General features: G+C 75.1%; 18 protein-coding genes. 11 read left to right on the top strand and 7 right to left on the bottom strand.

The genetic code is table 11. From position 1 onward, the window contains the following. The first annotated feature begins 88 nt into the window (after nucleotides 1-88). Genes Q1A09_RS16680 through Q1A09_RS16670 form a run of 3 tightly spaced genes read left to right on the top strand, consistent with a single transcriptional unit; the run spans nucleotide 89 to nucleotide 2380 of the window. Nucleotides 89-451: a BlaI/MecI/CopY family transcriptional regulator gene (locus Q1A09_RS16680; protein ID WP_299957284.1), complete on the top strand. Its 363-nt coding sequence runs from the start codon at nucleotides 89-91 to the stop codon at nucleotides 449-451. A 2-nt stretch (nucleotides 452-453) separates the two neighbouring features. After that, nucleotides 454-1395: a M56 family metallopeptidase gene (locus tag Q1A09_RS16675; protein ID WP_299957282.1), complete on the top strand. Its 942-nt coding sequence runs from the start codon at nucleotides 454-456 to the stop codon at nucleotides 1393-1395. Nucleotides 1396-1441: 46 nt separating this feature from the next. Continuing rightward, nucleotides 1442-2380: a zinc-binding dehydrogenase gene (locus tag Q1A09_RS16670; RefSeq protein WP_299957279.1), complete on the top strand. Its 939-nt coding sequence runs from the start codon at nucleotides 1442-1444 to the stop codon at nucleotides 2378-2380. A 9-nt stretch (nucleotides 2381-2389) separates the two neighbouring features. Here the strand turns inward: Q1A09_RS16670 and Q1A09_RS16665 are convergent, their stop codons facing one another. Further along, complete coding sequence (locus Q1A09_RS16665) at nucleotides 2390-2713, bottom strand: MerR family transcriptional regulator (protein WP_299957276.1); 324 nt, start codon at nucleotides 2711-2713, stop codon at nucleotides 2390-2392. Nucleotides 2714-2829: 116 nt separating this feature from the next. Continuing rightward, nucleotides 2830-3312: an Hsp20/alpha crystallin family protein gene (locus Q1A09_RS16660; protein ID WP_299957273.1), complete on the bottom strand. Its 483-nt coding sequence runs from the start codon at nucleotides 3310-3312 to the stop codon at nucleotides 2830-2832. A gap of 283 nt (nucleotides 3313-3595) precedes the next feature. Here Q1A09_RS16660 and Q1A09_RS16655 point away from each other — a divergent pair, with 283 nt between their 5' ends. Beyond that, the gene (locus Q1A09_RS16655) at nucleotides 3596-4447 is read left to right on the top strand and encodes a hypothetical protein (RefSeq protein WP_299957271.1); all 852 of its coding nucleotides are present in this window, start codon (nucleotides 3596-3598) and stop codon (nucleotides 4445-4447) included. Next, nucleotides 4444-5001, top strand: a complete 558-nt coding sequence (locus tag Q1A09_RS16650) for an RNA polymerase sigma factor (protein WP_299957269.1) — start codon at nucleotides 4444-4446, stop codon at nucleotides 4999-5001. The genes Q1A09_RS16655 and Q1A09_RS16650 overlap by 4 nt, the downstream gene beginning before the upstream one ends. An 86-nt stretch (nucleotides 5002-5087) precedes the next feature. On the opposite strand, the gene Q1A09_RS16645 is transcribed toward Q1A09_RS16650, so the two are convergent. The 4 genes from Q1A09_RS16645 to Q1A09_RS16630 form a co-directional block, all read right to left on the bottom strand. Continuing rightward, nucleotides 5088-6476 carry a glutamine synthetase family protein gene (locus tag Q1A09_RS16645; RefSeq protein ID WP_299957266.1) on the bottom strand — a complete coding sequence of 463 codons (1389 nt, stop codon included), beginning with the start codon at nucleotides 6474-6476 and terminating at the stop codon, nucleotides 5088-5090. 17 nt (nucleotides 6477-6493) lie between these two features. Further along, nucleotides 6494-7471 (bottom strand): YihY/virulence factor BrkB family protein, encoded by a 978-nt coding sequence (locus Q1A09_RS16640; protein WP_299957263.1) that lies wholly within the window; start codon nucleotides 7469-7471, stop codon nucleotides 6494-6496. A 75-nt stretch (nucleotides 7472-7546) separates the two neighbouring features. Continuing rightward, a complete protein-coding gene (locus Q1A09_RS16635) occupies nucleotides 7547-8104 on the bottom strand; it encodes a dihydrofolate reductase family protein (RefSeq protein WP_299957260.1) in 558 nt (185 codons plus the stop codon). Between the two features lie 173 nt (nucleotides 8105-8277). Next, nucleotides 8278-8883 carry a TetR/AcrR family transcriptional regulator gene (locus tag Q1A09_RS16630; RefSeq protein ID WP_299957257.1) on the bottom strand — a complete coding sequence of 202 codons (606 nt, stop codon included), beginning with the start codon at nucleotides 8881-8883 and terminating at the stop codon, nucleotides 8278-8280. A gap of 69 nt (nucleotides 8884-8952) precedes the next feature. Here Q1A09_RS16630 and Q1A09_RS16625 point away from each other — a divergent pair, with 69 nt between their 5' ends. Continuing rightward, the gene (locus Q1A09_RS16625; RefSeq protein WP_299957254.1) at nucleotides 8953-10101 is read left to right on the top strand and encodes an MFS transporter; all 1149 of its coding nucleotides are present in this window, start codon (nucleotides 8953-8955) and stop codon (nucleotides 10099-10101) included. Here the strand turns inward: Q1A09_RS16625 and Q1A09_RS16620 are convergent. Further along, nucleotides 10086-10973 carry an oxidoreductase gene (locus tag Q1A09_RS16620; protein ID WP_299957251.1) on the bottom strand — a complete coding sequence of 296 codons (888 nt, stop codon included), beginning with the start codon at nucleotides 10971-10973 and terminating at the stop codon, nucleotides 10086-10088. The two genes, Q1A09_RS16625 and Q1A09_RS16620, sit on opposite strands and share 16 nt — an antisense overlap. 203 nt (nucleotides 10974-11176) lie before the next feature. Between Q1A09_RS16620 and Q1A09_RS16615 the strand changes: the two genes are divergently transcribed. The 5 genes from Q1A09_RS16615 to pip all read left to right on the top strand — a co-directional run bounded on the left by Q1A09_RS16615 (nucleotide 11177) and on the right by pip (nucleotide 15775). Beyond that, nucleotides 11177-12301 (top strand): amidohydrolase, encoded by a 1125-nt coding sequence (locus tag Q1A09_RS16615; RefSeq protein WP_299957248.1) that lies wholly within the window; start codon nucleotides 11177-11179, stop codon nucleotides 12299-12301. An 86-nt stretch (nucleotides 12302-12387) separates the two neighbouring features. Further along, nucleotides 12388-13827, top strand: a complete 1440-nt coding sequence (locus Q1A09_RS16610) for a YibE/F family protein (protein ID WP_299957246.1) — start codon at nucleotides 12388-12390, stop codon at nucleotides 13825-13827. Further along, a complete protein-coding gene (locus Q1A09_RS16605; RefSeq protein WP_299957243.1) occupies nucleotides 13824-14444 on the top strand; it encodes a class I SAM-dependent methyltransferase in 621 nt (206 codons plus the stop codon). The genes Q1A09_RS16610 and Q1A09_RS16605 overlap by 4 nt, the downstream gene beginning before the upstream one ends. Nucleotides 14445-14474: 30 nt before the next feature. Then, the gene (locus Q1A09_RS16600) at nucleotides 14475-14822 is read left to right on the top strand and encodes a TraR/DksA C4-type zinc finger protein (RefSeq protein ID WP_299957240.1); all 348 of its coding nucleotides are present in this window, start codon (nucleotides 14475-14477) and stop codon (nucleotides 14820-14822) included. Further along, nucleotides 14819-15775: a prolyl aminopeptidase gene (gene pip / locus Q1A09_RS16595; RefSeq protein ID WP_299957237.1), complete on the top strand. Its 957-nt coding sequence runs from the start codon at nucleotides 14819-14821 to the stop codon at nucleotides 15773-15775. The genes Q1A09_RS16600 and pip overlap by 4 nt, the downstream gene beginning before the upstream one ends. The last annotated feature ends 12 nt before the right edge of the window (nucleotides 15776-15787 follow it).

Raw genomic sequence — 15787 nt, 5'->3', positions numbered from 1 at the left:
ATCGACGAGTTCTTTCTACGCCAGGTAGAACAACTATTTCTACGAGATGTAGAAGACACGCCGTGTGAGCTGGCCGACAGGGGGACCCATGAACACGCTGGGAGAGCTGGAGCGCACCGTGCTCGAGCACCTGTGGTCCGTCGGCGCACCGGTCACCGCCACCCGGCTGCGCGACGAGCTCACCGACCGTGGGCTGGCGCTGACCACCGTGCACACCGTGCTCACCCGGCTGGAGCAGAAGGGCTTCGTCTCCCACGACGACTCCCGGCCGCGGCAGTTCCGGGCGCTGGGCACCCGGGAGGACCACGTCGCGGACCTGATGCACGAGGTGCTCGGCCAGGCCGGTGACCGGCAGGCGGCACTCGCCCGGTTCGTCGGCAGCGTCGGGGACGACGAGATGCGGATGCTGCGCGAGCTGCTCGCCGGCGCCGGGAACGACCCGGCCGCCTGACCGTGCTCCCCGCGACCGCGCTCGCCCTGGGGGTGCTGGCCGCGATGCTGGCCTGGCCGGTGCCGGCGGTGATCGCCCGTGCCCGCTGGCCGCGCCGCGACCCGCTGGCGGCCCTGGTCTGCTGGCAGGCGATCGGGCTGGCCGGGGGCCTGTCCATCATCGGCGCGCTGCTGGTGCACGGGCTGGCGCCCTGGGGGCACTCGCTGCCCGAGGCGTGGTGGCACTGGGTCACCCGGCAACCGGCGGAGGAGGTCGTGCGCGGCGACCACTGGGTGGCCCAGACCCTGGCTGCGGTGCTGGCCCTGGAGCTGTTGGGCGTGCTGCTGCTCTCCGGGGTGCGCACCGCCCGCACCCGCCGGCGGCACCGGGCGCTGCTGGAGCTCGTCGTCCGGCCCGGCGCGGAGGCGCCGGTCGAGGACGAGACGCTGCTGCTGGACCACCCGGCGCCGGTCGCCTTCTGCATCCCCGGCGCCCGGCCGCTGCTGGTGCTCTCCTCCGGCATGGTGGCCGAGCTCGACCAGGCCCAGCTGGACGCCGTCGTCGCGCACGAGCGGGCGCACCTGCGCGAGCACCACCACCTGCTGCTGCTGCCGTTCGTGGCCTGGCGGGCGGCGCTGCCGGTGCTGCCGGCGGCCGACCGCGCGCACGACGCCGTCCGGGACCTGGTGGAGATGCGCGCCGACGACGTGGCGCTGGGATCGCTGACCGGCCCCGACCCGCGGCGCACGCTGGCCGCGGCGATCGTCGCGGCCGCGGGCGGCTCCGGCGGGCAGGTGCCCGAGGGGGCGTTGGCGGTCAGCGGTGGGCCGGTCGCCGTCCGGGTGCGCCGGCTGCTCGCCCCGGCCGACCCGCTGCCGGCCCGAGCGCGGTGGATGGCGCTGGTCTGCGCGGTCGCACTCCTGCTCGTGCCGACCGTGCTCCTCCTGCTCCCCGCCCTGGTCTAGGGGCCGTCGGGGAGCCGTGGCCGCCGGCGACCTCTAGCGTCGGGCCATGGACGCAGCAGTGCTCACCGAGCCCGGCACCCCCACCTTCGCCTCCTTCGACGACCCGGTCCCGGCGGACGGGCAGGTGCTGGTCGACGTGCGGGTGGCCGGGGTCAACCCGGTGGACGTCGCCATCGCCGCGGGGGTGTTCGTGACCAAGCCGCCGTTCCCCTCGGTCGCCGGGCGTGAGGGCGTCGGCACCGTGGACGGTCGGCGGGTGTACTTCAACGGTTGCGTCGCCCCGTTCGGCTCGATGGCGCAGCGGACGCTGGTGCCGGCCGGCTCGCTGTTCGACGTGCCCGAGGGGCTGGACGACGGACTGGCGGTGGCGTGCGGGATCGCCGGGCTGGCGGCCTGGCTGCCGCTGCAGTGGCGGGCCCGGCTGCAGCCGGGGGAGACGGTGCTCGTGCTCGGTGCCAGCGGGGTGCTCGGCACGATCGCCGTCCAGGCGGCGAAGGTGCTCGGTGCCGGCCGGGTGGTGGCCGCGGCCCGGGACGGCGACGCGCTGCGGCGGCTGACCGACCTCGGTGCCGACGCGACCGTGCAGCTGTCGGACGACGAGCCGGTCGCCGACCTCGCCGGGCGGATCCGCGACGCGGCCGGCGGCGGGGTGGACGTGACCATCGACCCGGTCTGGGGCACCCCGGCGCTGGCGGCGATGGGGGCGGCCCGGCGGGGGATGCGGCACGTGCAGATCGGCCACTCGGCGGCACCGGCGGCCGAGCTGGTGGCCGGTGGCTTCCGGGAGGCGATGGTCGACCTGCTGGGCTACACCACCCGGCACGTGCCCGGCGACGTGGTGGCCCGCGGCTGGGCCGAGCTCACCGGGCACGCCGCCGCCGGGCGGATCACCGTGGACGTCGAGCGGGCACCGCTGGCCGAGGTGGCCCACGTCTGGGCGCGGCAGGTCGCCTCCGCCCACCGCAAGCTCGTGCTGGAGCCCTGACCCCCGCGTTCAGCGGCGGTGGTCGCGCAGCTCCTCGCGGGCGGTGTCGCGCTCGGCGCGGGCGTCGGCCAGGTCGTCCTGCAGCTGCACGATCACCTGGGCGGAGCTGAGCAGGTGGCCGTCGTCCAGCAGCACGCGCACCCGGGCGGCCAGCTGCAGCTGGTGCCGGGAGTACCGGCGGTGGCCGCCGGGGGAGCGGTGCGGGTGCAGCACGCCGGAGGTGTCCAGGCTGCGCAGGAAGGCGGCCTGGACGCCGAGCAGGTCGGCCGCCTGGCTCATGGTGAGCACCGGGTGGTCGGGGTCGTCCAGGCGCTGCAGCGGGTCGGTGCTCATGGCTCCTCCGGAGACGACGGGAGGGGCGGGACCCTGCGGTCCCGCCCCTCCCGGGTTGTCGTCGACCAGCCGTCGACGTGGGTGTCGATCGGCTGTCGACGTGGGCGCAGCGGCGGTCAGCTCTCGACGGCGGGCTGCTCACCGTCGATGGTGTGCGCCTCCACCGCGGCCGGGGTGTCCGCCCGGGTCACGGTGATCTTGCGGGCCTTGGCCTTCTCGGCGACCGGGATGCTCACCGTGAGCACACCGTCGTGGTAGCTGGCCTCCAGCCGGTCGGTGTCCAGGCTGCGGCCCAGCACCAGCTGCCGGGTGTAGCTGCCGAACGGCCGCTCGGCGACCTGCCACTGCGCGCCCTCGATCTGCGGCACCGAGCGCTCGGCGCTGATCGTCAGCGTGGTGCCCTCGACCGAGAGGTCGATCGAGCCGGGGTCGACGCCGGGCAGGTCGAAGTGGGCGACGAAGTTGTCACCCACCCGGTAGGCGTCCATCGGCATGCCGGCCAGCGGTCGGGCGGTGGTGGTGCCGGTGCGACCGGTCAGCTGGTCCAGCGCCCGGAAGACCGAGGACGTGGACGCGAAGGGGTCGTAGGAAGTCAGCATCATGGCTGCGTACCTCCGGTGTCGTGCGGGAGTGCGGTTGTCGCTGCCTCTGGCGAAACGCCAGCGGCAACTGAAAATTACCTCCACCGAGCACCGATGTAAACGCACATCGTCGAGAAAGTCTCCACCGGTTGATGCAGGTTCGGTCGGAGACTGCGGTCTCGGTGCCGCCAGCTTCCGGCCGGCACGAACGGCCAACGGGTGCCGTAGCCGGGTGTAACGCCTCGACATGAGTGCGGTGAGAGGGTCGCGCACCGCGGACCCCGATCCGGAGGACGACAGGATGAACGACCAGGACGACGAGCGGCTCGATGCACTGCTGCGCTCGGGCGTGGCGGAGCGGCCTGCCACCGTGGACGACGAGCGGGTCTTCGCCGAGGTCTGGTCGCGGGTGCAGAGGTCGATGAGTGCCGAGCCGACGACCGGTGACGAGCTGCAGCAGCGGCGACTGGCGCTGATCGGTGACCGGCAGGTGGCCGCGCGCCGCCGTCGTCGGGCGACCCGGTTGGCCACCGCGGCGCTGGTCGTCGCGGTGGCCGGCGGCGGTACGGCGGCAGCGGCCGAGTTCCTGTCCACCAGGACCGGCGATGAGCTGACCGGCTGGGAGGTGGGGGCCGGGGGATCGGGCGAGATGCTCGATCTGGGTGGCACGGACCTGCGGCAGGTGGTCGAGGAGGTCACGGCCGACATCTCCTTCGCACCCGGCTACGAGGCCCAGCGTGAGTGGGCGTTGGACTCCGACGGTCGTCCGGAACCTGGCTCGCTCATCACGGAGAGCCATCTGCGCTCGTCTATCGCCGGCGCCGCGGTCTGCACGTGGGCCGACGCGTGGGTGGCCGCCGATGACGCCGGAGACGTCCCGGCGCGCGCCGTCGCGACGCAGGCACTCGCCGACTCGGTGTCCTGGGAGCCCTTCCTCACCTTCGCGGAGGACCACGGAGAGCCGCATCCGACGGAGTCGGCGCCGAACCAGGACGCCTCCTACCGCTGGTGGCTCCGCCCACTCGCCGAAGCCGCTGCGTCGGGGGATCGCCAGGGCGTGCTGGACACGGTGGCGGATTCTCACGCCTGCTCCCACGACGTCCTGCCGGTCATCGATGCGGACCCCGGCTACCGCTACCACGGTGTGCGATGAGCGACGAGCAAGCGCAGTTCGAGGCGCTCTTCCTCGACACCCGCGCACCGTTGCTGGCCTACCTGACCCGGCGTGCGTCGTCCGAGGACGCTGCTGACCTGCTCGCCGAGGTCTACCTGATCGCCTGGCGGCGGCGTGCCGACCTGCCTTCGGGGGAAGAGCGTCGCCTGTGGTTGTACGGGGTGGCCCGGCGGCTGGTCGTCGCCCATCACCGCGCCGTCCCGCGGCGGCCGGTGGCATCAGGAACGGACGTCGTCGAGCAGCCCCCGGCCAGCCCGACGACCGACGACCGGCGGGGCGAGGTGGTGCGGCTGGTCCTGGAGACGCTCAGCGACCTGGACCGCGAGCTGGTCACGCTGACGACCTGGGACGGGCTGAGCCCGGCGGAGGCCGCGCGCATCGTCGGGATCACCGCGGGGACGGCGCGGGTGCGCCTGCACCGTGCCCGCGGCCGGCTCGCCCGCCACCCGCGGCTGCGGGAGTTGCTCGACGACCCCGACGACGAGTTGCCTGCCGATGCCGCACCGCTGGTCGCCGGCTCGGCCCGCGGCTGACGACCATGTCGATCATCGGCGAGTGGCTGGCCGGCTCGCCGTGGGCGGCAGTCACTCGCCGATGGTCAACTGGTGGCGGGGCGTGCTCAGTAGCGCCAGCGGACGGCGGCGGTGACGTCCTCCGGGGAGGCCCCGTCGAACAGCGCGACCTCGCCCCGGCGGACCTCGGCGATCGTGGTCGACAGCTCCGGCCCGAACGCGGCGGTCAGCACCTCGTCCCGCTCGAACGCGGCCACCGCCTCGCCCAGCGACGAGGGCAGCTCGGTGATCCCGGCGTCCCGCCGTCCGGCCTCGCTCAATGTCGCCGGGTCGATCCCCACCGGATCAGGCAGGGCGGTGCCGGCCTGCACCCCCGCGGAGCCGGCAGCGAGCAGGCCGGCCAGCAGCAGGTAGGGGTTGGCGGCGGCGTCCACGCACTTGACCTCGACGTTGGCCGCCTCCTGCCGGTGGCCGCTCGGCCCGGTGACGAACCGGACGGCGGCCTCGCGGTTCTCCAGCCCCCACACCGCGTAGGTGCCCGCCCAGTGCGAGGGCACCAGTCGCAGGTAGGAGGCGACGCTCGGGCAGCCGACCGCCAGCAGTCCGGGCAGGTGCTGCAGCAATCCGGCGACGAACGCCCCGCCGTCCGGGGTCAGGCCGAAGGTGCCCGAGCCGCCGCCCATCAGGTTCTCCGGCCGCCCGTCCGGAGAGCTCCGCCACAGCGACAGGTGGACGTGCCCGCCGTTGCCCACCCCGTCGGCGGTCACCTTCGGGGAGAAGGACGCCCGCAGCCCGTGCGCGATGCTCACCGCGGTGATCGTGGCCCGCACCAGCAGCGCGGTGTCCGCGGCGCCGACCGGGTCCTCGGCGGCGACCGAGACCTCGAGCTGGCCGGCTGCGTACTCGGGGTGGAACTGGTGGACGGCCACCCCCTGCGCGGCCAGCGCCGCCAGCAGGTCGCGGGCGTAGTCGGAGACCTCGATCTGCCGGGTCAGGCCGTACGCCGGGCCGGAGAGCGCCGGCACGAAGTCCTCCCCGGGCTCGCCGAGTGCCCACTCGACCTCGAACGCGGCCCGCACGCTCAGGCCGTCGGCGGCGAGCTCGTCGACGAGCCGGCGCAGCAGCGACCGGGAGCACTGCACGTGCGGGACACCGTCCTGGGTGTACCGGTCGACCGGCGCCCAGGCCCAGCCCTCCTGTGCGGCGAGCACGGTGAGCCGGGAGAGGTCCGGGTGCAGTCGCAGGTCACCGACCGCGCTGCCGGCGTGGGTGCCGGCGACGATCGAGTCGTCGACCAGGAAGCCGTCGAACACCGGGCTCATCCCCACGCCCCACTGCGCGGCGCTGGGCAGCTGGGCCAGTGGCACGGACTTCATCCGGGTGATCCCGCTGGTGTCGACCCAGGGGAGGACGACGCCGACCACGCCGGCGGCCGCCAGGTCGTCGAGCACCGCCTCGGCCGCGGCCCGTCGCTCGTCCCGCTCGTGCAGCTCCATGTGACCTCCGGGTGCGTTCAGTCCGCGCTGCGGTCGGGTGGGTCGAAGGTGACGTGCACCGTCTCGAAGCCCTTGGTCCGCTGGGCCTTGGCCATCCCGGTGTAGCTGCGCCGGTCGCCGGGGGTCAGGTCGACGTCGTCGGTGAAGGGGGTGAGCAGCGCCCGCGGCCAGAGCCGGTCGACCCGCACCACGTTGACCTCCACGCAGAGCACGCCGACCACCGCGGCCAGGTACAGGAACGCGAGCAGGCCCAGCACCAGGGCGAAGACGCCGTTGGTGGCGCTGGCGCTGCCCATCACCCGGCTCACGTACGTCACCCCGAAGGTCTGCAGCAGCTGCCAGAGCACGGCGGCGGCCAGCGCGCCCGGCAGCACCTGACGGGCGGTCAGGTGCCGGGTGGTGGCCAGCCGGAAGGCGAACACGAACACCGCGGCGTTGATCGCCACCGACCCGACCAGGGTCAGCACCCGGGTCGCCGCCCCCAGCGAGCCGAGGTGTCCCGAGGTGAAGGTGGACAACGCCGTCGTCCCGATCACCGCCAGGCCGGCGGTGGCCAGCAGCACCAGGCTGCGGCCGCGGGCCAGGAAGGGGTTGGGCCGGCTGTTGCGCGGCACGGACCAGGCGGTGTTCATCGCGTACTGCACGGCCTGGGCCACGCCGAGCGCGCCGTACAGCGAGCCGAGGACGCCGATGACCACGCCCAGGACGCCGCCGCTGAGCCCGCGCGGTTCACCGAGCTGCTCGCCGACCACGGGGAACTGGCTCAGCGCCGAGTCGAGCAACCGCTGCTGCAGTTCCGGGTTCCCGACCAGGACCTGGCTGAGGATCGTGGAGAACAGCAGCAGCAGCGGGAACAGCGAGACGAAGGCGTAGTAGGTGATCAGCGCGGCCAGGTAGGGGCCGGAGTCGTCGACGTACTTGTAGACGACGGCGATCGGGAACCCGGCCGCGCGACGCCGGCGCTGCAGCCGGTCGAGCTTCTCGGCGACGGACACGGGCGCAGTGCACCACGACCCCGGGCCGGGCACCACGCGAGAGCGCCCCGCCCGGGCCGGACCGGTGGGGGCTGCTCAGCGGGTCCGGTAGTGCAGGTGCAGCAGTCCGCTGTCGAAGGCGCGCTGCCCGACCAGCTCGAGGTCCAGGCGCACGCCGTCGGGGAAGAACCGGGTGCCGCCGCCGACCACGCTCGTGGTGAGGAACAGGTGGTACTCGTCGACCAGGCCGGCCGCGATGGCCTGGGCGGCGAGGGTCGGGCCGTCGACGGTGAGATCGGCCGTGGCCTCGGCCTTGAGGCGGCGGACCGCAGCCGGGTCGAAGGTCCGCTCGATCCTGGTCCGTTCGCTGGACACCGACTCCAGCGTCGTGGAGTACACGACCTTCTCCGCGGCCTGCCAGTCGCGGGCGTACTGGACGACGTGCGGCGGGGCGTCGGGCAGGTCGTGCGCCGTCTCCCAGAACACCATCGTCTCGTACATCCGCCGGCCGTAGAGGTACGTGCCGACGTGGCGGAAGGTGTCGCCGATGTAGGTGTGCACCTCCTCGTCCTCGGCACCGGAGCCGAGGTCGCCCTCGGCGGCGGAGGCGTAGCCGTCGAGCGAGGTGATCATCCCGTAGACGAGCCTGGCCATGGTGTCCTCTCCGGCCGCGGACGCATCGGGTGCGCGGTCCTGGAAGCTGTGACCGGGGCCGGACCGGGAACTCATCGATCGGCCCGCCGCCCCGGTGGGTCGTCCTGCGACGGGTCGCGACGTCGACATGTCGACATGTCGTCCCGCCCGGCCGGCGGTCGTCCCCGGGGAGCTCAGGCCGGGGCGCCCGTGCCGCGGGAGGTCAGCCAGGCAGCGGCCACGTCGCGGGCGCGGCGGACCGGGTCGCCGGCGCCCAGGTCCGGGGTGGTCCACTCCCGGGCCGACCGGGCCAGGGCGCCGTCGTAGCAGAGCAGCAGCGTGGCCGCCGCCTCGTCCGGGTCGTCGACACCGGCGGCGACGGCGAGCTCGCGCAGCCGGCCGGTCAGCAGCAGCGAGTCCGCCGCCAGCCAGGGCTGCCCGGGGTGTCCGGGCGGCAGCTCGGTGGCCGCGGCCAGGAATGCGCAGCCACGCCGGTTGCCCTCCCGCTGCCGGTACCGGTCCACAGCGTCGAACACCGACAGCAGCCGGTCGACCGGGTCGTCGAGCTCGGCGAGCACGTCGTCCCAGGTCGCGTGCCAGGCGGAGTAGCGGTCCTCCAGGTAGGCGGCCACCAGCCCGTCCTTGCCGGCGAAGTGGGCGTACATCGTCGCGGGGGAGACGCCGGCCCGTTGCAGCACGGCATCCACCCCGGTCGCCGCGATGCCCGACTCGTAGAACAGCTCGCCGGCCGCGGTGAGCAGTCGCTCCCGTGCGGTCCGGGATGCGGCGGTCGGCGTCATGCGCCTACTGTAACGCTCGTTATGGTGAAACGATCGTTACAGACGCCTGGACGTCGACCGACCGGGCTCGTGCTGCCCGGCCTGACCGTCATCGCGGTGACCTACGGGCTGGCCCGCTACGGCTACGGCCTCTACCTCCCCCAGTTCCGCAGCGCCTTCGGCATCGGTCCGGGAACGGCCGGCGTCCTGGCCGCGGCCGGCTACCTGGCCTACTGCCTCGCCGCGGCCACCGGGCAGCGGCTGGCCGGGCGCGCCCACGGGCGAGCCGCGCTGTGGCTCGCCGGCGGCACGGCGGCGCTGGGCTCGCTGGTCGTCGCGCTGGCCTGGTCGGTGCCCAGCCTCGCCCTCGGGGTCCTGGTGGCCGGCAGCGGTGCCGGGGCCGCCACCCCGGCGCTGGTCGCCGCCGTGACGGCGACCGTGCGGCCGGACGCGCAGCCACGTGCACAGGCCCTGGTCAACAGCGGCACGGGCGCCGGGGTGGTGGTCGGCGGACTCCTCGTGCTCGCCGTCCCGGGCGCGTGGCGGCCGGCCTGGGCCGGGTTCGCGGTGGTCGCCGTGCTGGCCACCGCCTGGGCCGACCGCGTCAGCCGCTGGCCCGCCGCCGCCGAGGTCCGCCCGCACGCGCCGCTGCACGGCCTGGTCCGGCCACTCGTGGCCGCGGTGCTGGCCGGGGCCGGGTGTGCCGGGGTCTGGACGTTCGGGCGGGACCTGATGACGGTCGACGGCGGACTGCCCGACAGCACGACCGGGCTGCTCTGGTGCGTGCTGGGCGTGGCCGGGCTGCTCGGCGGGCTCAGCGGTGACCTGGTGCAGCGGGCCGGCCTGCGGAACGCCTGGGCGGGGGCCGCCGTCGTCACCGCGGCGGCGAGCCTGCTGCTCGCCGCCCTGCCCTCCTCGGTGCTCGCCGTGGCCGCCGGGCTGGCCGGTTTCGGCGCCGGCTTCGTCGCGCTGAGCGGCATCCTGATCGCCTGGGGTGCCGCCCGGCTCCCGGACGCCGCGGCACAGGCGGCCGCGGTGCTGTTCATCGCGCTGACCGTCGGTCAGGCCGCCGGCGCCGTCCTCCTCGGGGTCGTCGCCGGCGCGACCAGCACCCCGGTGGCGTTCGTCGTCGCCGCCGGCCTGGTGCTGGCCGCGGTGCCGGCGGCGGAGCGGGCGACGTCCCGGTCCGGTGCCGCGCCGGGCAGCCGGCGGACCAGCCCGGCTCAGGCCGGCAGCTGAGCCGGGAGGTCGGTGCCGGTGAGCTCGGCCGAGGCCGCCCACAGCCGGCCGGCCAGGACGGCGTTCGACGCCGCCGGGCTGCGGCCGACCAGCGTCGGGGCGCCGCGCATGGTGCTGCCGTCCGGCCCGGTGAAGCCGGCGCCGGGCAGGTCGGCGGTGGCGGCGAACAGCGTGGGCAGCGCGCCCTGCGCGGCGCTCGTCGCCATCACCCGGTTGGCCACCGCCATGGCGGCGTCCTTCACCCGGCTGCCCGTGTTGCCCTGCAGATTCGTGGCGGCCCAGCCCGGGTGGGCGGCCAGCGCCCGCACCGTCGAACCGGCCGCGGTGAGCCGGCGCTGCAGCTCCAGGGTGAACAGCAGGTTGGCCAGCTTCGACTGCCCGTAGGCGCTGGTCGCCGAGTACGTGCGGCGCTCCCAGTTCAGGTCGTCCAGCTCGATCCGCCCGGCGCGGTGCAGCATCGAGGACACGGTGACCACCCGGTCGGTGACGTGCGGCAGCAGCAGGGCCGTCAGCGCGAAGTGGCCCAGGTGGTTGGTGCCGAACTGCAACTCGAAGCCGTCGGCGGTGCGCCCGGCCGGCACGTGCATGATCCCGGCGTTGTTGACCAGCACGTCGAGGTCGCCGGACCACGCCGCGGCGAACTCGCGCACCGAGGCAAGATCGGCCAGGTCGAGCCGGCGGACCTCCACCTCACCCGGCAGGTCCGCCGCGGCCCGGGCACCCCGGTCCAGGTCGCGGACGGCGAGCACCACCCGGGCGCCGGCGGCGGCCAACGCACGCGCGGTCTCCAGACCCAGGCCGCTGTTCGCGCCGGTGACGACGGCGGTGCGGTCGGTCTGCGCGGGGATGTCGGCGGTGCTCCAGGAGGCCATCCCCCGACTGTAGGCAGCGGCACGCGCAGGGGCGCGGCAACGCCGGGGCTGCGGCAACGCCGGGGCTGGGGCAACGCCGGGGCTGGGGCAACGCCGGGGCTGGGGCAACGCCGGGGCTGGGGCAACGCCGGGGTTGAGCATGGGCGGCGGATGGGCCGGTGGAACAGGCGGCGGCCGGCCGCCCGGACGGCCAGACTGGCCCGGTGAGCGCCCTGGACCCCGACCTCGCCGACCTGCCGCTGGTCGACCACCACTGCCACGGCCTGGTGCGCCGGGACCTCACCCGCGGCGAGTTCGAGTCGATGCTCACCGAGTCGGCCGGGCCCAGCGCGCTCGGTGGCTCGCTGTTCGACTCGCAGGTCGGTCTCGCCCTCCGCCGGTGGTGCCCGCCGCTGCTCGACCTGCCGGCGCACGCCCCGGCCGAGGAGTACCTGACCCGGCGGGCCGAGCTCGGCGCCGACGAGGTGAACCGCAGGCTGCTCACCGCGACCGGCACCGGCACGTTCCTGGTCGACACCGGCTACCTGCCCGAGCCGATCACCTCCCCGGACGAGCTGGCCGCCCTCGCCGGCGGACGGGCCCGGGAGGTGGTGCGCCTGGAGGCGCTGGCCGAGGAGGTGCTCGCCGAGGACGTCGGTGCCGCCGGGTTCGCCGAGCGGTTCCGCACCCGGCTGGCCGGCCGCACCGCCGGTGCCGCCGGGGTGAAGTCGATCGCCGCCTACCGGGTCGGGCTGGCCCTGGACGGCGCCCGGCCGGACGACGCCGAGGTGACCCGGGCCGCCGACCGGCTGCTGCGCGGCGGTGGCCCGCTCCGGGTCGCCGACCCGGTGCTGCACCGCTTCCTGGTGTGGTCCGGCATCGACCTGGGGCTGCCGGTGCAGTTCCACGTCGGCTACGGCGACGCCGACGTCGATCTGCACCGCTGCGACCCGCTGCTGCTCACCGACCTGCTGCGGGCCACCGAGCCGGCCGGGGTGCCGGTGATGCTGCTGCACAACTATCCGTTCCACCGCCACGCCGGCTTCCTCGCCCAGGTGTTCGGCCACGTCTTCGTCGACGTCGGGCTGGCCACCCACAACGTGGGGCACCGGTCCGGGGCGGTGCTGCGCGAGCTGCTCGAGCTGGCCCCGTTCGGCAAGGTCTTCTTCTCCTCCGACGCCTTCGGCCTGGCCGAGCTGTACCTGCTGGGCACTCTGCTGTTCCGCCGCGGGCTGGGCCGCTACCTGGCCGAGGGGGTCGCCGAGGACGCCTGGACGGCGCACGACGCGGCGCGGGTGGCGGGGATGATCGGCGCCGGCAACGCCGAACGGGCCTACCGGCTGACCTGACGGGCTGAGCTGATCGGGCTGGCCTGATCGCGGGCCGTCCGCCGGTCGGCCCGGAGATCGGCGCCGTCGCGGCCTAGCCTGACCGGGTGCCGGCCCATCTCCACAGCCACGGACCCGAGACCGGACCCGACGGCGAGCCGATCCCGCCCGACCCGGCCGCCGTCGCCCGGCGGCGCAGGGCCGTGCGGATGATGCTCGTCGTGCTGGTGCCGGTCGGCCTGGCCACCCTGGCCGGGCTGTTCCTGCTCTGGCCCAGCGGTGGGCAGACCGCGGCCCAGCAGGCGGCGGAGTCCTTCCTGCCGCCGGGCACCACCTACCCCGAGGCGACCATCGCCTCGCTGGAGCCCTACGAGTGCGCCGCGGCGACCGGCGAGGCGCCGGCGCAGATCTGCGCGCGGGCGGTGATGGTGATCGCCGAGGGCCCCAGCTCCGGTGACTACGTGCAGGTCGAGCTGCCGCCGGAGGTGGTGGCCGAGGGCGTCGCGGAGGGCGACGAGCTGGTGCTCAACCGCGACCCCGGCACGGACACCGGCGAGCCGGGCTACACGTTCCGCGACTTTCCGCGCGGCACCCCGATCGTGGTGCTGGCGCTGGCGTTCACCCTGGTGGTGGCGGCGGTCGCCCGGCTCCGCGGCCTGCTGGCGCTGCTCGGCCTGGGCTTCGCCTTCGCCGTGCTGCTGCAGTTCATGCTGCCCGCGCTGCTGGACGGCGGGTCGCCGATCTGGGTCAGCCTGGTCGGCTCCTCGGCGATCATGTTCGTCGTCCTGTACCTGGCGCACGGCTTCTCCGCCCGGACGACGACGGCGCTGCTGGGCACGCTGTTCGGGCTGGCGCTGAGCGCGGTGCTGGGCGCGGTGTCGGTCGCGGTCGCCCGGCTGACCGGCTTCTCCAGCGAGGAGTCGGTGACGCTGCTGCAGTTCGACCCGACGCTGGACTTCTCCGGCCTGGTGCTGGCCGCCATGGTCGTCGCCGGGCTGGGCATCCTCAACGACGTGACGATCACCCAGGCCTCGGCGGTCTGGCAGCTGCACGAGGCCTCGCCGCAGGCCGGCTGGCTGGAGCTGTTCCGCCGCGGCATGGCGATCGGCCGCGACCACATCGCCTCGACCGTCTACACGATCGTGTTCGCCTACGCCGGGGCGTCGCTGCCCCTGCTGCTGCTGTTCGAGCTGTACCAGCGGCCGTTCTGGACGACGCTGACCGGCTCGGAGGTCGGCGAGCAGGTGATCGGCACGCTGGTGGCCGGGATCGCGCTGGTGCTGGCCGTGCCGGTGACCACCCTGATCGGCGCCCTGGTGGCCGCGGCCGCGTCCAGCGCGACCCCCGAGCAGCCCCCGGCCGAGGAGCGGACCCCCGCTCCGGCCCGGGTGGGCGACCGCCCGGCCGGCCGCCGTCCGGCCGACGACCCGGCCGGCCCGCGGACGGCAGACGGCCCCACCGGCCGCCGGTGGACCGACGACCCGGCGCCCCGGCGGCGCGACGACGGCCCGGCCGGTGGGGCACCGCGCCCGCGGGACCCGCGGTGACCGCCGGCCTGCTGGCCGCCGCGGCGGCCGCGCCCGGGTTCATGCCGCCGGACGAGGGGCTGGCGCTCTACGAGGCGGCCCGCGCGGTCGCGGTGCCCGGGCCGTTGCTCGAGGTCGGCAGCTGGATGGGCAAGTCGGCGCTCTACCTCGCTGCGGCCGCCCGGGAGACCGGTCGCCAGGTGGTCACCGTCGACCACCACCGCGGCTCGGAGGAGCACCAGCCCGGCTGGGAGTACCACGACCCCTCCCTGGTCGACCCGCTCGTGGGCCGGATCGACACCCTGCCCGCCTTCCGCACCACCATCGCCGCCGCCGGCGCCGAGGACGTCGTCATCGCCGTCGTCACCCGCTCGGAGGTGCTCGCCCCGCTCTGGTCGACGCCGCTGGCGCTGCTGTTCCTGGACGGCAGCCACACCGAGGAGTCCGCGCGCCGCGACCAGGACGCCTGGGTGGCCAAGCTGGCACCGGGCGGCACCCTGGCGATCCACGACGTCTTCCCCGACCCGGCCGACGGTGGCCAGGCCCCGTTCGGCGTGTACTCCCGGGTGCTGGCTTCGGGGCAGTTCACCGAGCTGCCCGGCACCGGCTCGCTCCGGCTGCTGCGCCGCTCGGCCTGATCCGGCGCGGTGGGGGAGGACGATGGGGTGGTGAGCGCAGCCGAGGACCTGGCCCGGACCCGTACCGAGACCCTGGCCCAGATCGACGCGCTCACCCGCGAGTTCGACGAGGTCGTGGCCGCCTCGCGGTCGTCCAACGCCGACGACGAGCACGATCCCGAGGGCGCGACGATCGCCTTCGAGCGGCAGCAGGTGGCTGCGCTGCTGGACCAGGCGCACCGCCGGCTGGCCGACGTCGACGCCGCGCTGGCCCGCGCCGAGGCCGGCGACTACGGCACGTGCGACTCCTGCGGCCGGCCGATCGCCTCCGAACGGCTCGCCGCGCGTCCGCAGGCCCGCACCTGCATCACCTGCGCCTCCCGGCCCGCACGCCGGTGAGCGGCACGCCGCACCCACCGGTCGAGCCTTACGAGACGGGCCATCTCGACGTCGGGGAGGGCCACTCGCTGTACTGGGAGGTCTGCGGCGACCCCGACGGCATGCCGGCGGTGGTGCTGCACGGCGGTCCGGGCTCGGGCTGCTCCCCGGGCCTGCGCCGCTGGTTCGACCCGGCCCGGTACCGCGTCGTCCTGTTCGACCAGCGCAACGCCGGCCGCAGCATGCCGTGGGCGGGCGAGCCGACGGTCGACCTGTCGGCGAACACCACGCCGCACCTGATCAGCGACATCGAGCGGCTGCGCGAGCACCTGGGCATCGACCGGTGGCTGGTCGTCGGCGGCTCGTGGGGCGTCACGCTCGGGCTCGCCTACGCCCAGGCGCATCCCGAGCGGGTGACGGAGCTGGTGCTGGCCGCGATCACCAGCCCGGACCGGTGGCTGCTGCGCTGGATCACCCGCGACATGGGCCGGGTCTTCCCGCGCGAGTGGGAGCGGTTCCGGGACGGCGTCCCCGCAGCCGAGCGGGACGGCGACCTGGCCGCGGCCTACAGCCGGCTGCTGCACGACCCGGACCCGGCGGTGCGGGCGAAGGCCGCGCAGGACTGGTGCGACTGGGAGGACACCCACGTCTCCCTCGCCCCGGACTCCGAGCCGTCGCTGTCGGTGGCGGACCCCGCGTTCCAGCTGGCCTTCGCCCGGGTGGTGACCCACTACTGGTCCCACGGCTGCTTCCTCGACGACGGGCAGCTGCTGCGCGACGCGCACCGGCTGGCCGGCGTCCCCGGGCTGCTGGTGCACGGCCGGCTCGACGTCAGCGGCCCGCTGGACACCGCCTGGCAGCTGCACCGCGCGTGGCCGGACAGCGAGCTGGTCGTGCTCGGCGACTCGGGGCACTCCGGCGGCGACGTGCGCGCGACGGTGATCGACCACCTGGACCGCGCCGTCCGGGACTGAGTCCCCGGCGGC

The sequence above is a fragment of the uncultured Modestobacter sp. genome (assembly GCF_947486615.1).
Lineage (GTDB): Bacteria > Actinomycetota > Actinomycetes > Mycobacteriales > Geodermatophilaceae > Modestobacter.
Note: the sequence above shows the minus strand (reverse complement) of the source record. Positions and strands in the feature narration are given on the sequence as shown.

Coding starts and splice junctions, on each gene's coding strand:
- Q1A09_RS16630 (WP_299957257.1), bottom strand. CDS start 8,883: ATGACGCCGACCGCCGCATCCCGGACCGCACGGGAGCGACTGCTCACC.
- Q1A09_RS16650 (WP_299957269.1), top strand. CDS start 4,444: ATGAGCGACGAGCAAGCGCAGTTCGAGGCGCTCTTCCTCGACACCCGC.
- Q1A09_RS16635 (WP_299957260.1), bottom strand. CDS start 8,104: ATGGCCAGGCTCGTCTACGGGATGATCACCTCGCTCGACGGCTACGCC.
- Q1A09_RS16680 (WP_299957284.1), top strand. CDS start 89: ATGAACACGCTGGGAGAGCTGGAGCGCACCGTGCTCGAGCACCTGTGG.
- Q1A09_RS16670 (WP_299957279.1), top strand. CDS start 1,442: ATGGACGCAGCAGTGCTCACCGAGCCCGGCACCCCCACCTTCGCCTCC.
- Q1A09_RS16655 (WP_299957271.1), top strand. CDS start 3,596: ATGAACGACCAGGACGACGAGCGGCTCGATGCACTGCTGCGCTCGGGC.
- Q1A09_RS16665 (WP_299957276.1), bottom strand. CDS start 2,713: ATGAGCACCGACCCGCTGCAGCGCCTGGACGACCCCGACCACCCGGTG.
- Q1A09_RS16645 (WP_299957266.1), bottom strand. CDS start 6,476: ATGGAGCTGCACGAGCGGGACGAGCGACGGGCCGCGGCCGAGGCGGTG.
- Q1A09_RS16660 (WP_299957273.1), bottom strand. CDS start 3,312: ATGCTGACTTCCTACGACCCCTTCGCGTCCACGTCCTCGGTCTTCCGG.
- Q1A09_RS16620 (WP_299957251.1), bottom strand. CDS start 10,973: ATGGCCTCCTGGAGCACCGCCGACATCCCCGCGCAGACCGACCGCACC.